This is a genomic window from Cytobacillus sp. FSL R7-0680, from assembly GCF_038009245.1.
In the GTDB taxonomy this organism is placed as follows: Bacteria; Bacillota; Bacilli; order Bacillales; family Cytobacillaceae; genus Cytobacillus; species Cytobacillus kochii.
This window is the reverse complement of the sequence record NZ_JBBPAO010000001.1, coordinates 1417466-1431264: the sequence shown is the minus strand read 5'-3', so window position 1 is coordinate 1431264 and position 13799 is coordinate 1417466. Positions and strand designations below refer to the sequence as shown.

At 35.8% G+C, this 13799-nt stretch carries 15 protein-coding genes and 1 pseudogene; 13 read left to right on the top strand and 3 right to left on the bottom strand.

What is annotated here, in order from left to right; all coding sequences use genetic code 11:
* Window positions 1-98 precede the first annotated feature (98 nt).
* On the top strand, window positions 99-968 hold the full coding sequence (locus tag MKY26_RS07170; RefSeq protein WP_322909447.1) for a LysR family transcriptional regulator: 870 nt from the start codon (window positions 99-101) through the stop codon (window positions 966-968).
* A 54-nt stretch (window positions 969-1022) separates the two neighbouring features.
* Here MKY26_RS07170 and MKY26_RS07165 read toward each other — a convergent pair whose 3' ends face one another.
* On the bottom strand, window positions 1023-1463 hold the full coding sequence (locus tag MKY26_RS07165) for an OsmC family protein (protein ID WP_307313581.1): 441 nt from the start codon (window positions 1461-1463) through the stop codon (window positions 1023-1025).
* Between the two features lie 116 nt (window positions 1464-1579).
* Between MKY26_RS07165 and MKY26_RS07160 the strand changes: the two genes are divergently transcribed.
* The 6 genes from MKY26_RS07160 to trhO all read left to right on the top strand — a co-directional run bounded on the left by MKY26_RS07160 (window position 1580) and on the right by trhO (window position 6169).
* Entirely contained in the window at window positions 1580-2335 is a 756-nt protein-coding gene (locus tag MKY26_RS07160) for an exodeoxyribonuclease III (protein ID WP_341094383.1), read from the top strand.
* Window positions 2336-2636: 301 nt separating this feature from the next.
* The gene (locus tag MKY26_RS07155; protein ID WP_095373096.1) at window positions 2637-3365 is read left to right on the top strand and encodes a DUF421 domain-containing protein; all 729 of its coding nucleotides are present in this window, start codon (window positions 2637-2639) and stop codon (window positions 3363-3365) included.
* A complete protein-coding gene (locus MKY26_RS07150) occupies window positions 3366-3734 on the top strand; it encodes a DUF4363 family protein (protein ID WP_341094372.1) in 369 nt (122 codons plus the stop codon).
* Between the two features lie 47 nt (window positions 3735-3781).
* Window positions 3782-4837 carry an undecaprenyldiphospho-muramoylpentapeptide beta-N-acetylglucosaminyltransferase gene (locus MKY26_RS07145; protein ID WP_445293138.1) on the top strand — a complete coding sequence of 352 codons (1056 nt, stop codon included), beginning with the start codon at window positions 3782-3784 and terminating at the stop codon, window positions 4835-4837.
* Between the two features lie 92 nt (window positions 4838-4929).
* Window positions 4930-5193: a DUF1450 domain-containing protein gene (locus tag MKY26_RS07140; RefSeq protein ID WP_095373098.1), complete on the top strand. Its 264-nt coding sequence runs from the start codon at window positions 4930-4932 to the stop codon at window positions 5191-5193.
* A gap of 13 nt (window positions 5194-5206) precedes the next feature.
* Complete coding sequence (gene trhO / locus MKY26_RS07135) at window positions 5207-6169, top strand: oxygen-dependent tRNA uridine(34) hydroxylase TrhO (protein ID WP_341094356.1); 963 nt, start codon at window positions 5207-5209, stop codon at window positions 6167-6169.
* A gap of 45 nt (window positions 6170-6214) precedes the next feature.
* On the opposite strand, the pseudogene MKY26_RS07130 reads toward trhO, so the two are convergent.
* Window positions 6215-6831, bottom strand: a pseudogene (locus tag MKY26_RS07130) (NUDIX hydrolase).
* Between the two features lie 418 nt (window positions 6832-7249).
* On the opposite strand from MKY26_RS07130, the gene MKY26_RS07125 reads away from it, so the two are divergent.
* Window positions 7250-7861, top strand: a complete 612-nt coding sequence (locus MKY26_RS07125) for a superoxide dismutase (RefSeq protein ID WP_095373101.1) — start codon at window positions 7250-7252, stop codon at window positions 7859-7861.
* 306 nt (window positions 7862-8167) lie between these two features.
* On the opposite strand, the gene MKY26_RS07120 is transcribed toward MKY26_RS07125, so the two are convergent.
* Window positions 8168-8797 carry a helix-turn-helix transcriptional regulator gene (locus tag MKY26_RS07120; protein ID WP_328198011.1) on the bottom strand — a complete coding sequence of 210 codons (630 nt, stop codon included), beginning with the start codon at window positions 8795-8797 and terminating at the stop codon, window positions 8168-8170.
* Window positions 8798-8988: 191 nt separating this feature from the next.
* On the opposite strand from MKY26_RS07120, the gene MKY26_RS07115 reads away from it, so the two are divergent.
* The 5 genes from MKY26_RS07115 to sipW all read left to right on the top strand — a co-directional run bounded on the left by MKY26_RS07115 (window position 8989) and on the right by sipW (window position 13669).
* Complete coding sequence (locus MKY26_RS07115) at window positions 8989-9948, top strand: MBL fold metallo-hydrolase (protein ID WP_341094346.1); 960 nt, start codon at window positions 8989-8991, stop codon at window positions 9946-9948.
* A 473-nt stretch (window positions 9949-10421) separates the two neighbouring features.
* Window positions 10422-11012: a CalY family protein gene (locus tag MKY26_RS07110; RefSeq protein WP_307313603.1), complete on the top strand. Its 591-nt coding sequence runs from the start codon at window positions 10422-10424 to the stop codon at window positions 11010-11012.
* Window positions 11013-11049: 37 nt separating this feature from the next.
* The gene (locus tag MKY26_RS07105; protein WP_180317078.1) at window positions 11050-12627 is read left to right on the top strand and encodes a M4 family metallopeptidase; all 1578 of its coding nucleotides are present in this window, start codon (window positions 11050-11052) and stop codon (window positions 12625-12627) included.
* A 61-nt stretch (window positions 12628-12688) separates the two neighbouring features.
* Entirely contained in the window at window positions 12689-13120 is a 432-nt protein-coding gene (locus tag MKY26_RS07100; protein ID WP_095373106.1) for a hypothetical protein, read from the top strand.
* The gene (gene sipW / locus MKY26_RS07095; protein WP_340975192.1) at window positions 13121-13669 is read left to right on the top strand and encodes a signal peptidase I SipW; all 549 of its coding nucleotides are present in this window, start codon (window positions 13121-13123) and stop codon (window positions 13667-13669) included.
* Window positions 13670-13799: the final 130 nt, after the last annotated feature.

Below are 13799 nucleotides of genomic sequence, written 5' to 3'. Positions count from 1 at the left end.
ATGATTTTCTACATGTATTATAATGAATCTATTAACATTAATAAAACGAATCTTTTTCATTGTTTATATGAAATAATTTCATGAAAAGGAGTAGCGAGATGAGTTTAGTTAAATATGAGATTTATAGCAAGGTTTCTGAGCTTCAAAGTTTTACGAAAGCAGCAGAAGTACTAGGGATGACACAATCTGCAGTCAGTCATGCGATGGCTAATTTAGAAAAGGAATTAGGTTTCACGCTTTTTCATCGCTCAAGAGGTGGGCTTACATTGACGAATGAAGGAAGAAGCATGCTTGTAAGTATACGTAAGGTGTTACATTATGACGAACAAGTACAACAAGAGGCAGCGAAAATAACGGGTTTGATGAAAGGAACAGTAAAAGTAGGGACATTTACAAGTGTTTCATCTACTTGGTTACCCGAAATCATTAAATCAATGGAGCAAAGTTACCCACATATCCGTATTGAATTAATTGAAGGAGATTATGAAGCGATTGACCGTTGGATTCTTAATGGAAAATTAGATTGTGGCTTTATTAATGTCGATAGCTCCAGTCATTTTGATGTTATTCCGTTAAAAAAAGACCGTTTGCGTTGTATTGTGTCAACAGATCATCCTTTTTCAAAAAGAAGTGAAATAAGCGTACAAGAGTTAAAGGATATCCCTTTTATCATGCCGACATATGGGGGGTACCATGAAGTAAAAGATTTATTTGCTAAAGCGGAGATCCAACCAAATATTCGCTTTGAATTAATGGCAGAAGATTCAATTAAGTCAATGGTTGCTCATAATTTTGGTGTAAGCATATTGCCAGAATTATTATTAGAAACCATTCCTAAAAATTGTGTGGTAATGCCATTAAAGGAAGAAAGCTATCGCACATTAGGATTAGCGATGAAGTTTAATCTGTCACCAGCAGCCAAAAGATTTGTAGAAATCACGGAGAAGTGGTTGGTGTCGTTTTATTAAATCCTCACGCCTCTAGTGAATACCTGTAAGAGACGTGGATTGAAAGCAAAACTTTTATCTAATGGTTACTTCTAGTTCAATATCTACATTGCCTTGTATGGCGCGTGAAATCATGCAGGATGCTTCTGCTTTTTTAGCCAATCTCAGAGCAAGATCTCTGTCACGTTCATTATCACGGTTAGTAAGTACGATGGTTGGTTTATGAATGATTTTCTTATAAGTTAAGACGCCATTCGTTTCGTTAACAATTGCAGTTGAGTCCATCGATAAATCATTTTTTTCCACTTTACTTCTTTCCATCATGGCAGCTAATGTAATGATATAACAAGTGGCAGCAGCACCTAGAAGCATTTCATCTGGGTTAGTCCCTACTCCTGGACCGTTCATTTCAGGTGGAATAGATACTTTTGTATGCAGTTGTCCACTTTCGATTGTTCCGATGCTATTTCGTAATCCTGGAAAGTGTGCTTTTAAATGAAATTGATGATCAGCCATTAGTATTCCTCCTTCAACTATACGTAAAAACTATAGCAAATCACAAGGCTTTTATCAAAGACAAACTTCCTATAGAATAAGAAGGGTCAGATAGAGATAAAGGGGAGTTTAGCAACATGAAATTTGTGTCATGGAATGTAAATGGTTTGCGTGCTTGTGTGAAGAAAGGCTTTCTCGATTTTTTTGCAGAAGTGGATGCGGATGTGTTTTGTATACAAGAATCAAAGCTTCAAGCGGGTCAAATTGAATTAGATTTAAAAGGCTATCATCAATATTGGAATTATGCTGTTAAGAAGGGCTATTCAGGAACCGCTATTTTTACGAAAGAAAAACCTTTATCAGTAAAATATGGCATAGGGGAAAACGAAGAACAAGAAGAAGGTAGAATTATCACGTTGGAATTTGAAACGTTTTACCTTGTAAATGTATATACACCGAATTCAAAAAGAGATCTATCCCGATTAGACTATCGTTTACAATGGGAAGATGAATTAAAAACATATTTGCTTTCGTTAGAGGCGGAAAAACCGGTGATTTATACAGGGGACTTAAATGTTGCACACCAAACAATTGATTTGAAGAATGCAAAGTCCAATATTGGAAATTCAGGATTTACTGATGAAGAACGCGGGAAAATGACAATTCTCCTTGAATCAGGATTTGTCGATTCTTTTAGATACCTTTATCCAGAAAAGACAGATGTCTATACATGGTGGTCGTACATGGCCAAAGTGAGAGAGCGGAATATTGGCTGGCGAATTGATTATTTTATCGTGTCGGAAAAATTAAAAGCACAAATCAAAGATGCCGGTGCACACTGTCAAACAATGGGTAGTGATCATTGTCCGATTTTCTTAGAATTAGATATATAGGGAGAAAATGAAATGAAGTCTAATAAGGCTTCATTTTTTTGTGTTGTGCATATTAATTGACAAAGGATAAAGCAATCTATTGTGCAACTAACAAATGTAAAATTAAATAGATGTTAACTAAGCAAGCAAAACTTGTAAAGATGGTGCGAGAATCTTGATTCTTTAAATAAGAACCCTTGTATCTATACAAAAAAATTTCATTTGTAAAAAATCTATTTACTCCCCTCAAACTTCAATGGTTTTCTGGATACTTTTTCTAGTTCTGCTCATACTAAAGGCAATGATTGTAGGAGTGAAGTCAATGAATGAGACATCGGTCGTTATTGTAAGGTCGATTATTGCTTTTGGTACATTACTTATATTTACACGATTTTTAGGTAAACAAACAGTGAGTCAAATCACATTCTTTGATTACATTTTAGGTATCTCGATTGGTTCTATGGCCGCAAATCTTTCAGCAGACATCGCGACAGATGCTTGGCCATATTGGGTGGGGCTATTTACATGGACGGTTCTTGTATTATGTCTGCAAAAAGTAACAATGAAGTGGCGACAAGCATCAATCTATTTCGATGGGGAGCCTGTCATCGTTATTATGGATGGGGAAATTATGGATGAAGTTATGAAGAAACTGCGTTACCGTATCTCTGATCTCCAAGAACAACTAAGAGAAAAAGGGATATTTGATTTAAAAGAGGTAGATTATGCAATTGTAGAAAAAGATGGGCAAATATCCGTGTTAAAAAAAGCGGATTATTTACCAGTTACCCCAAGAGATTTACAGTTAAAGTCTACATATAAAGGAATAGGGACGGAATTAATTTATGATGGTGTGCTTGTCCGCAATAATTTGCAGCAATTGCAAAAATCTGAGGAATGGCTGATGAAAGAATTAAAAAATCGTGGATATACAAAAATTAGTGATATCTTTCTAGCAATTATTGATAGCAACGGGATGCTCTTTATTGACGCTTATCATGATAAAATGAAAAAACCCGTAGATATAACAGATTTTAAAGGATTGAAGTAAATGAAAGAGTTTATTCTTTATAAAATGATTCCATTACTTATATTGGCTATTTTTATTTTCACAATGAAGTCTGGAGATTTTCTTAAACAACCACTTGTTGATGGGGATGATGTAATAGGGACGCTTTCTTTAGTTGAACAATCAATTCACGAAGGTGATTGGAAAAGTGCAAAAAAACAAATCAATAGAGCCAAAGAAGGGTTTTTAACTGTTCAGATGCGAGTGCAGTTTTCTGTAGAGAAAAATGAACTGAATCAAATAGGCACAAGTTTAAACCGCGCAATTGGCTTTATTGATGTTCATGATGAGGGAGGAGCTCAGGCTGAAATAGAAGAAATCAAATTTGCATGGGAGGGGTTAGGAAAATAAAATAACAGTAAGACCATTAAATAAGAGAATGAGGAGAATGATTTATGTTGGCTAAGAAAAAAGTAGTTTTAACAGGAGGGGGATCAGCGGGGCATGTTACCCCTAATCTCGCCCTTATTACAGAATTACAGAACGAAGTCGATTTTTTTTACATAGGTTCGAAAACAGGCATTGAAAAGGAGTTAATCGCAAAGACCGAGGTCCCTTATTTTTCAATTTCCAGTGGGAAATTAAGAAGATATATAGACTTAGAGAATGTAAGGGATATCTTTCGCGTCATGAAAGGTGTAATTGACGCAAGGAGAATCATAAAACAGATAAAACCTGATTTGCTCTTTTCAAAGGGTGGATTTGTATCAGTCCCCGTAATAATTGCTGCTAAAATGCTAAAAATACCAGCATTTATCCATGAGAGTGATTTAACACCCGGATTAGCAAATAAAATTGCCCAGCGGTTTGCTGAAAAGGTGTTCACTTCGTTTGAAGAAGCGAAAGCTTATTTTCCGCGAGAAAAAGTGTTTGCCATTGGCTCACCAATACGGCCAGAAATATTTAACGGCGATAAAAACACGGCCCTAAAGTTGCTTCATTTTTCTAGTGTAAAGCCAATTATTACTGTTATGGGTGGTAGTTTAGGTGCTAAAAAGATAAACGAACAAGTTCGCAAGGAATTACCGAATCTATTAGGTAACTATCAAGTTGTGCATATTTGTGGAAAAGGTCAAGTTGATGAAAGTTTACTAGGGAAAGCAGGTTATAAACAATTTGAATATATTCATGAGGAATTACCACATATCCTTGCCGCTACTCATTGTGTAATCACAAGGGGTGGATCCAATGCGTTATTTGAATTTTTAGCACTAAATATGCCCATGTTAATCATTCCCCTATCTAAAAAACAAAGTAGAGGAGATCAATTGTTAAATGCTGAGTCTTTTGCACAAAAAGGATTCGCTAAAGTAGTTGAGGAAGAAGCAATTGGTTCCTTATTACATACGTTAAGACAAATGGAATTGGATAGAGCAGAAATGATTGCTAGTATGAGCAAATCTCCTTTGACGAACGGTTTAAAAGTTATAGTGAATGAGATTAGGGAAAGGTAATGGTTACAAATCTATTTGAAAATGCTTGTCAAAGCATGGTATAGTATTCTACGGATAAATATGAAATAGACATCTAAAAAAGGATGTTGTAAATGGGATTATTTAATAAAATTTTTTCGAAAAAAGAACAAGTTACGATAGAATTTTGTGAAAAGAACCTCGATCGTTTTTATACTGATGAAGACTTTACGCTATTTGGTCCTTTTCTTTCTAGTAAAGAGGTATCTTACAAACAATATGAATGCCAATCACATTGTAAGCAATGCAAGAAAAGTCCATATGCAATAGTTAATGGCGAGTTTATACAATGTGAAACGCCCAGTGAACTATTATCGCAAATGAAAGAACAGAAATAAGCAGGTGGAAGAAATGACAGAAGAAAATAATCAATACCGCGTCTTACTCTATTATAAATATGTAACAATCGAACATCCTGAAGCCTTTAGTAAACATCATTTAAAAGCATGTCGTGAGCTCGGATTAAAAGGAAGAATCCTTGTTGCCAAAGAAGGTATAAACGGTACGGTTTCAGGCACAGTGGAACAAACAAATGCGTATATAGATATGATGAAAAACGACAAACGCTTCAGTGATATGGTCTTTAAAATTGATGAAACGAATGGCCATGCATTCAAGAAAATGCATGTCAGACCTCGTAATGAAATAGTGACTTTAAAACTTGAGGATGATCTCAATCCTAATGAGATCACAGGCAAATATTTAGAGCCAAAAGCATTCTTTGAAGCAATGCAAGCAGAGGATACTGTTGTTATAGATGCAAGAAATGATTATGAATATGATATCGGCCACTTTAGAGGGGCGATTAGACCGGATGTTGAAGCATTTCGTGATTTACCTGATTGGATACGTGAACATAAAGACCAACTTTCTGGTAAGAAGATTTTAACATATTGTACAGGTGGCATACGTTGTGAAAAATTCTCTGGTTGGTTAGTAAGAGAAGGTTTTGAAGATGTGAGTCAGCTACATGGTGGCATTGTCACATATGGTAAGGACCCAGAAGTTCAAGGAGAACTATGGGACGGTCAATGTTATGTATTTGATGAAAGAATCAGTGTGCCAATTAATCAGAAAGAACATACCATTGTCGGAAAAGACTATTTCACTGGTGAATCTTGTGAACGTTATGTCAATTGTGCTAATCCTGAATGTGATAAACGTTTTATGACGACAGAAGAAAACGAGCATAAATATTTACGGAGCTGTTCGGATGAATGCCGCACACACCCTGATAATTTATACGTGAAAGAAAATGGTTTAACAGATGAAGCGTGGCAAGAGCGATTACAGAAGATAATCATTGATGCATAAGAAAAAGGCTCATAACCAAAAATGGTAATGGGCCTTTTACTTTGATTAATCGAAGATGGGGAATTTATGAGGATCTTTAAGGTAGCTAAAAGCCATTTTGATTTGTTCTCCCGTATTTCGATTAAGGGGTAAAGGAGGTAAGTTGTTTTCAGTGAAAAAATCAATCGCCTCGGTTTCTATACCACAGGCAGCTTGTCCGCCCGACATCTCACATAAAATAAATATTTTATAATAATGGAAGAATTGTTTGGGGTGTGGGTGCTTATTCATATCCAATAAGGCTATGAGCTTCTTCGCAACACAAATAAAACCTGATTCTTCTTGAATTTCTTTTATAACATTCTCACTTGCAGATAAGCCAACATCACAAAAACCACCTGGTAAGGACCATTTGTTATCAACATTTTCTTTCGCTAGCAAAATTTGGTTTTTCCTGAAAACAACCCCTCGTACGTCAATTTTCGGTGTTTGATAGCCTGATTCTTACTTAATACTGCCACAATCTCATCCATTGTTTGCCCTGAGTACTCACCTATGATCTCAGCACTCAGTTCTTTTAACTGCTCATACCTTTCAATATCATAGATATCTTTTGAAAAAGCTAAGCCTGATTGTGAGATTGCTTGGATTTTCCTCGCCCATGTTAACCACTGGTCGCTCATTATCTCATCCCCTTTGATAAGCTTTACACAATGTTTATCAATCATCCAATTCGGTATTTGCTTGTAGTTGAAACTCCGTCGTTTGGTAAGCTTTAGATGTTTTCGGAAATCCCTGATTCTGATGAACCTAACATAGGTTGGCATTCATGATGAGAAAGTGTACGCTCATTAAATGTTAAACATCTTGTTTAACGCAGCGTTACAATTTAATGTGTTGGCTAACGTACCATCGAAATAAATGGAGGACTGCTTTCATAAAGTCACCCTCTCACTCATTGTATCCCAAGTTTAACAAAATAAGGTGGAAATAAGGAGTTTTATTTTCTAGTTACTTTTTATACTTATTAGTTGAAAAAGTAGATAAGGTATTCTAAAATATAGAGTGTAAATAGATTTTACATATTAGGAGGAATTCAAAATGGCTAAACACGAATTACCAGCATTACCTTATGCAAACGATGCGCTTGAACCACATATCGATGCGCAAACAATGGAAATCCACCACGATCGTCACCATGCAACATATGTAAACAACTTAAATGCTGCATTAGAAGGACATGACGAGTTAGCTAGCAAATCTATTGAAGAACTAATTGCTAACTTAGACGCTGTTCCTGAAGATATTCGTACAGCTGTACGTAATAACGGTGGCGGACATGCAAACCACAGCTTGTTCTGGACACTTCTTTCTCCAAACGGTGGCGGTGCACCAACTGGTGACGTTGCTGGTGCAATTGAAGAAGCTTTTGGTAGCTATGATGCATTTAAAGACCAATTCGCTAAAGCTGCAGCTGGACGCTTTGGTTCTGGTTGGGCATGGTTAGTATCTGAAAATGGTCAATTATCTATTACAAGCACACCAAACCAAGATAGCCCAGTAATGGAAGGTAAAACACCAATCCTTGGTCTTGACGTTTGGGAGCATGCTTACTACTTAAAATATCAAAACAAACGCCCAGATTATGTTCAAGCATTCTTCAATGTTGTGAATTGGGATGAAGTAAACAAATTATTCGCAGCATCAAAATAAGGATGTTGATGAGGGACCCAAAATTTGATTTTGGGTCTTTTTTATATACATAATGAGAGGTAGAAGCATTTAAAAGCTAAAAACAAAAAGCACACAACCTATGAGGAATCTAGGAAAAAGAGGGGACAAATAGAAAATATACACAAACCACAAACACAAAGTAAAAAATATACTCTGTTGTTCCTATTCGACATGTCATAAAAAGAAGATACATACAAAAAGGGAGGCCCTAAAAATCCACAAAACAATCAACCGACCAGTGTCAATAAAAAAGAAAAACTATTACTCCATCAAGTAATAGTTCAGTCAATTAAATTTAATTTTAAATTGGCAATGATCATGCCCTTCTGTTTTGCATCTTACACGGTGGACTTGATTTGTGTTTAATGCTTGCTTGAACAATTGGGTTTCACAATGACAAGCTGTTTTATAAGATTGGGCTATGGAAAGAATGGGACAATTAAACTCTGTGAGCTCATATTCGTCTGTTCCTGTTTTTGACAAGTATGCCATATAGCCTTTTTCATTTTGAATGTTTAATAATGTTTGCATTTTCATATCAGGCGCTTGTTCTAGTAATCTATTTTCGTACTCTTCCACTAGTCGCTTTTCCCGTTTCATAAATAAGTTTTCAATTGCTTCACTGCCATACAATTCTTCGATATCATTGAGAAATTCAAGTGATAGACCTTCATAATTTTTCGGAAAAGAATGTTCGCCTTTACTTGTTAAATAGTAGAATTGAGTCGGGCGACCTAGCGCTTGTTTCGTTTCTATAGATGCGATTAAACCGCTATTCTCTAATCCGGTTAAATGTTTTCTCACCGCCATATGGCTAATATTCAGGCGTTCCTTAAGGTCGTTGACAGACATGGAAGACTCTTTTTTTAATAAAAATAACACTTTATCTTTTGTTGTTTCTGCATGAAATTCCATTCTATCACCTCAAGTATGGACAATATTCGCGTGGCAATGGTCGGTTTGACAATCATACTTATTATACTATATTGTATAAAAAAACTTAAGAGATAATCATTGCCAGTGAAATTTTTAGAGAAATAAGACATTTTGATTGAGTGCTCACTCAATCATTTTTAGGTAAATAGTTTAGTAGGGGGAATAAGGTCATGATTTATCCAATAACCATACCGACAAACAGTGATTTGCGGTCTTTTAATTTTTTTATTGTAGAAGGCAGTAAAGGGTTAACATTAATAGATGCTGGAATTAATCATGAAGCATGTTGGCAGCAATTTCTTCAAACACTACAGTGCCATCAATTTCTGTTAGAGGATATCAATGAAATCATCCTTACTCATTCACACGAGGATCATATAGGCTTGATTCCTAGAATCATTGAAAAGCATAATATCCCCGTCTATGTTCATGCTGAAGCGATTCCTCGGTTAAAGAGGGAAAAGTCATTTTTTGAACAAAGAACTTCTTTTTATGAAAGGTTATATCGTGAGATGGGTTGTGGGACGGAAGGTGAACAAAGAGTACAGCAGCTTAAGAATATCGTCATAGAAAAACAATACGAGGGATTGCGTGCTGATTATAGAACGTTAAGTGAAAATGATTATATTATTAATAGAAAAGTAATTGAAACACCAGGACATGCCCCTGATCATATCGCTTTAATAGATGAAAGAAACAATGTGATGTTAGGTGGAGACCACCTTATCGCCCATATATCAAGTAATGCTTTAATTGAACCTTATATGAATGGTGAAAGAAGAAAGACGGTCCTTGAGTATGTGGAGTCACTGCAAAAATGTTTAACCTATGATATTGACTATTGTTATAGTGGGCATGGGGAACGTATAACGGAGCCACATTTACTTATACATAAAAGGTTGAAAGGGATAGAAAGAAAAGCTGAAAAATTCCTGTCCTATATTTCTGAAGAAGAAAAAACAGCGAGTGCACTTGCCCAACATTTTTACCCTGACAAATATTATACGCAGTTCAGCCTTGTAATGTCAGAGGTGATTGGTCACTTAGATTATTTGGAAGAAAAGAACAAAGTAGAGAAGGGAATGGAAAATGGAGTTTGGCGGTATAAAACTGTTAAGCACATTAAGTAAAAAGTTTTTATAGGGGAAATGGATTTTCTCATATGGAACATTTTATGAGGTCCAATCCCCTTTTGTTTTTTAAAAATCTGTCCACTTGATATTAAATAACCCTATATACAACTCTTTGTGACAATCATAGAATAATAGAGAAACGGCATAGTTAAATCTCAACTTTTGGTGTTGGATGAGACAAATACCTAAGTACTATAGGTAGGAGAAGGGCAAAGGGAATAACAAGCTTGGCATATAACAGGGTTGCTAATAGTAAGCTTGAAAAATCACTTTTTCCGCCTATAATAATGGTAATAAATACCTCATTTTTACTAAAAATGTGAAAAATGAAGGAATATGACTATATTTAAATAGGGCATAGGAAACTTAATTCCAACCATTGATTCCTTTATGTTTGACGTAAGCTTTTCTTATAAGTCTCAGCAAATGAAGAAAAGTCAAAATAAAGGGTTGAAAGGAGCAGATTTACTATGGGAGTGAAAAGAAAGCTTGCATCTGGGATGATGTCAGCAGCACTTGGATTGGCTCTGGTTGGAGGAGGGACATTTGCCTATTTTTCCGATGAAGTAGCGACGAATCATGTATTTGCTGCTGGCACACTAGACTTATCAATTAATCCTGAGGTTGTGTTTCAAGTTGAGAACATAAAACCGGGTGACACAGTCACGAGAGAGCTTGTTTTAAGTAATAGTGGTTCGTTGCCAATTGAATCCGTTCACCTGCTTACAAATTACCAAGTATCGGATGAATTATCTGATAATACAGAAGATTTTGGCAAACATATTCGTGTGAACTTTTTGTGGAATTGGGAGAAAGAGTCTGAACCTATTTTTGAGACAACTTTGTATGAATTGAAAAATATGGACCCTGATATCGTTCAAAGAGACCTATGGGATCCTTTATGGAAGCAGAATAGTGGCCTAGCTCCAGGAGAAACAAATGAAATATGGGTACAATTCGAATTTATTGAAAACGGTGAAGATCAAAACCAATTCCAAGGGGACCAGTTAAATCTAGAATGGGTATTTAATGCTTCACAAACAGCTGGTGAGGAGAAGTAAATTAAAATAAGCAATGGGGAGGCGTTTTTGCATGTCGATAAAAACGAAAGTATTATCAACAGCATTCATTTTAGGAATGCTAGCGAGTCCTATTCAAGGACAAGTTTATGCAAATGAATCACAAACCAAACTGAATAGCCACTCATCTAATCTTACTGAACATATGCAGGCAAGTGAAATTGTTCAGCCTAAACAAGTACTTGAAAGCTATCTTCTTTCTAAAAGTAAGCAATTTAATTTATCTAATAAACAAATAAGCGAAAGTTTTACAGTAAAAGATTATGAGTTTGACAAAAATGAAAACTTTCATCACTATCGTTTGCAACAATTATATAAAGGTATTCCTATATATGGAGCAGAACAAACTTTTAATATTAGAACAGATAGCGATAAAGTTAGTTTTTACGGTGAAGTCGTTTCAGACATCGATGTTGAAATAAAAACTTCATCCGAACAAATAAGTGAAAAAAAGGCTATTTCCATTGCAACAGCAGGAATAGAAGCATCAATTGGCGAAGTAAAACAATATGATAGTGAAGTAACAGCAGAAAAATTCATTTACAAGTTTAATGATAACTATTATCCTGTTTATCTTGTGAAAGCTTCCACCACCTCTCCGGAAGTAGGGTATTGGCATTACTTTGTAAATATAGAGAATGGGCAGATTATTGATTCCTTTAATGCAGCAAATGAAATAACGGCATTTGGTTATGGTGTATTCGGAGATAAACAAATGTTTAAGGCATCTTACATTGATGGTTTGTTTAAAATGTATGACCAAACAAGAGGTGATGGGGTCATTACATACGATTATGATAATAATATTAATGAAGATATTGTTAGTAGAAGTAAGTTATTTACCGATGGTGCTGCAGTTGATGCTCATGCCAATTCTCAAAAGACATACGACTATTACCAAAAAACCTTTGATCGCAACTCTGTAGATGATCAAGGGCAAAGATTACTCTCCCGTGTACATGTTGGGGATAATTGGAACAATGCTTCTTGGAATGGTGTATATATGTCTTATGGAGATGGTGATGGTATTAGATTTCATCCGCTAGCTGGTGGTCTCGATGTGGCTGCACATGAAATGTCTCACGGTGTCATTCAACATACAGCAGGGTTAATTTACCGCAATGAATCAGGTGCGTTGAATGAATCATTTGCTGATATATTCGGTGCTATGGTCGATCGAGATGATTGGATTATCGGTGAAGATATTATGGCGAATGGGGCGATTGGATTACGCTCTATGGAAGACCCAGCTAGTTTAATTGAGAATAGAACACAACAACCTTATCCAGATCATTGGGATAGAAGGTATACAGGCTCTCTTGATAATGGTGGTGTCCATATTAATAGTAGTATTAATAATAAAGCTGCTTACCTTGTCTCTGAAGGGGGAGAGCATTACGGAGTGGAAGTAACTGGTGTTGGCCGAGAAAAAACAGAACAAATTTATTATCGGGCCTTATCGGTTTATTTAACACCAAATTCAACATTTGCCATGATGAGACAAGCTGCCATCGATGCTGCAGAAGATCTCTATGGTGAAGATTCAGCGGCAGTTACTGCAGTTGAACAAGCTTATAACGCTGTTGGCGTTCAGTAATTAAAACATGCTGGGGAAATGATCTTTGTTCCCCAGCCCTTGAAAGAAAAGGGGATATAACATGAAGCGCAATGGAAAAATTGTTTTATTACTCTCTGTTCTGTCTATCTATTCTCTCATTTTGACTTTCCATTCAGTTTTAATAGGACAAACAAAAGCAAGTTATACATATTCAACCTCCGTTGATGTAAATGTAGAGAGTAAAGTCTGGTCATCTAATGCAGAAGTAGGCGATAGTGAGAAAAAACGAGAGACAGAAAATGAGCATGAAAAGGAAAATGACCAAGGGATAGAAAAGCAAGAGGATGAAAAGATGCCAAAAGAAGATAAGCAACAGCAGGAGGAGCAAAACGAAAGTACTGAAGAAGAAGAAGAAAAAAAAGTCGATGTTGAACATAACCAAGAAGAACTGGAAGAAGAGGAAGTTAGTAACGAAAAACCATCTTCTGATGACGAAATTGAACAAACACTGGAAGAAGAGGAAGTTGAATAAATGAGAAAGGTACTTAATTGGTTTAGTACGGCTTTGACAGTTTTCTTAATGGTGATAGTTATCGTGTTAGCGGTTGTTGTTGTTGCTGCTAAAGCATCAGGCGGGGAACCAACAATTTTAGGGTACCAATTAAAGTCTGTGTTATCTGGTTCTATGGAACCAACGTTTCAAACAGGTGCAGTTATTGCCGTTAAACCATTAGAGCAGGATGAAAAGCAATCTTTACAAAAGCAAGATATTATCACTTTTCAAAGTGAAGAAGGCATTCCTGTTACCCATCGTATTCATAATGTTATCCATAGTGGCGTGCACACTATGTATGAAACAAAAGGAGATAATAATAATACAATTGATAAAGATCTCGTACTTTCCGACAATGTAACAGCTAAGTATACCGGCTTTACTATCCCTTACGCAGGCTATTTTACACAATTCGCACAGTCTAGGGAGGGAAGCGCGTTATTATTAATTGTTCCAGGTGTTTTCTTACTTATTTATGCTTTATTTTTAATTATAACGGGTTTAAAGTCCATTCAAAATCAACAGTAAGGAAACCTCACGAGAACAACTACCTAGGAGGTTTCTATTTTATATTTCTTATCGATTGTTACTAGGTATTGAGATCAATTTAAAGTAATAAATCGTGTTGAAGCAATATAAATAATGGAATAGACCACAT

Bases quoted from the DNA above. Each gene is read 5' to 3' on its own strand.
- MKY26_RS07155 (WP_095373096.1), top strand. From the start codon at position 2,637: ATGAATGAGACATCGGTCGTTATTGTAAGGTCGATTATTGCTTTTGGT.
- MKY26_RS07120 (WP_328198011.1), bottom strand. From the start codon at position 8,797: ATGGAATTTCATGCAGAAACAACAAAAGATAAAGTGTTATTTTTATTA.
- trhO (WP_341094356.1), top strand. From the start codon at position 5,207: ATGACAGAAGAAAATAATCAATACCGCGTCTTACTCTATTATAAATAT.
- MKY26_RS07125 (WP_095373101.1), top strand. From the start codon at position 7,250: ATGGCTAAACACGAATTACCAGCATTACCTTATGCAAACGATGCGCTT.
- MKY26_RS07110 (WP_307313603.1), top strand. From the start codon at position 10,422: ATGGGAGTGAAAAGAAAGCTTGCATCTGGGATGATGTCAGCAGCACTT.
- MKY26_RS07115 (WP_341094346.1), top strand. From the start codon at position 8,989: ATGATTTATCCAATAACCATACCGACAAACAGTGATTTGCGGTCTTTT.
- MKY26_RS07100 (WP_095373106.1), top strand. From the start codon at position 12,689: ATGAAGCGCAATGGAAAAATTGTTTTATTACTCTCTGTTCTGTCTATC.
- sipW (WP_340975192.1), top strand. From the start codon at position 13,121: ATGAGAAAGGTACTTAATTGGTTTAGTACGGCTTTGACAGTTTTCTTA.
- MKY26_RS07150 (WP_341094372.1), top strand. From the start codon at position 3,366: ATGAAAGAGTTTATTCTTTATAAAATGATTCCATTACTTATATTGGCT.
- MKY26_RS07160 (WP_341094383.1), top strand. From the start codon at position 1,580: ATGAAATTTGTGTCATGGAATGTAAATGGTTTGCGTGCTTGTGTGAAG.
- MKY26_RS07165 (WP_307313581.1), bottom strand. From the start codon at position 1,463: ATGGCTGATCATCAATTTCATTTAAAAGCACACTTTCCAGGATTACGA.
- MKY26_RS07140 (WP_095373098.1), top strand. From the start codon at position 4,930: ATGGGATTATTTAATAAAATTTTTTCGAAAAAAGAACAAGTTACGATA.
- MKY26_RS07170 (WP_322909447.1), top strand. From the start codon at position 99: ATGAGTTTAGTTAAATATGAGATTTATAGCAAGGTTTCTGAGCTTCAA.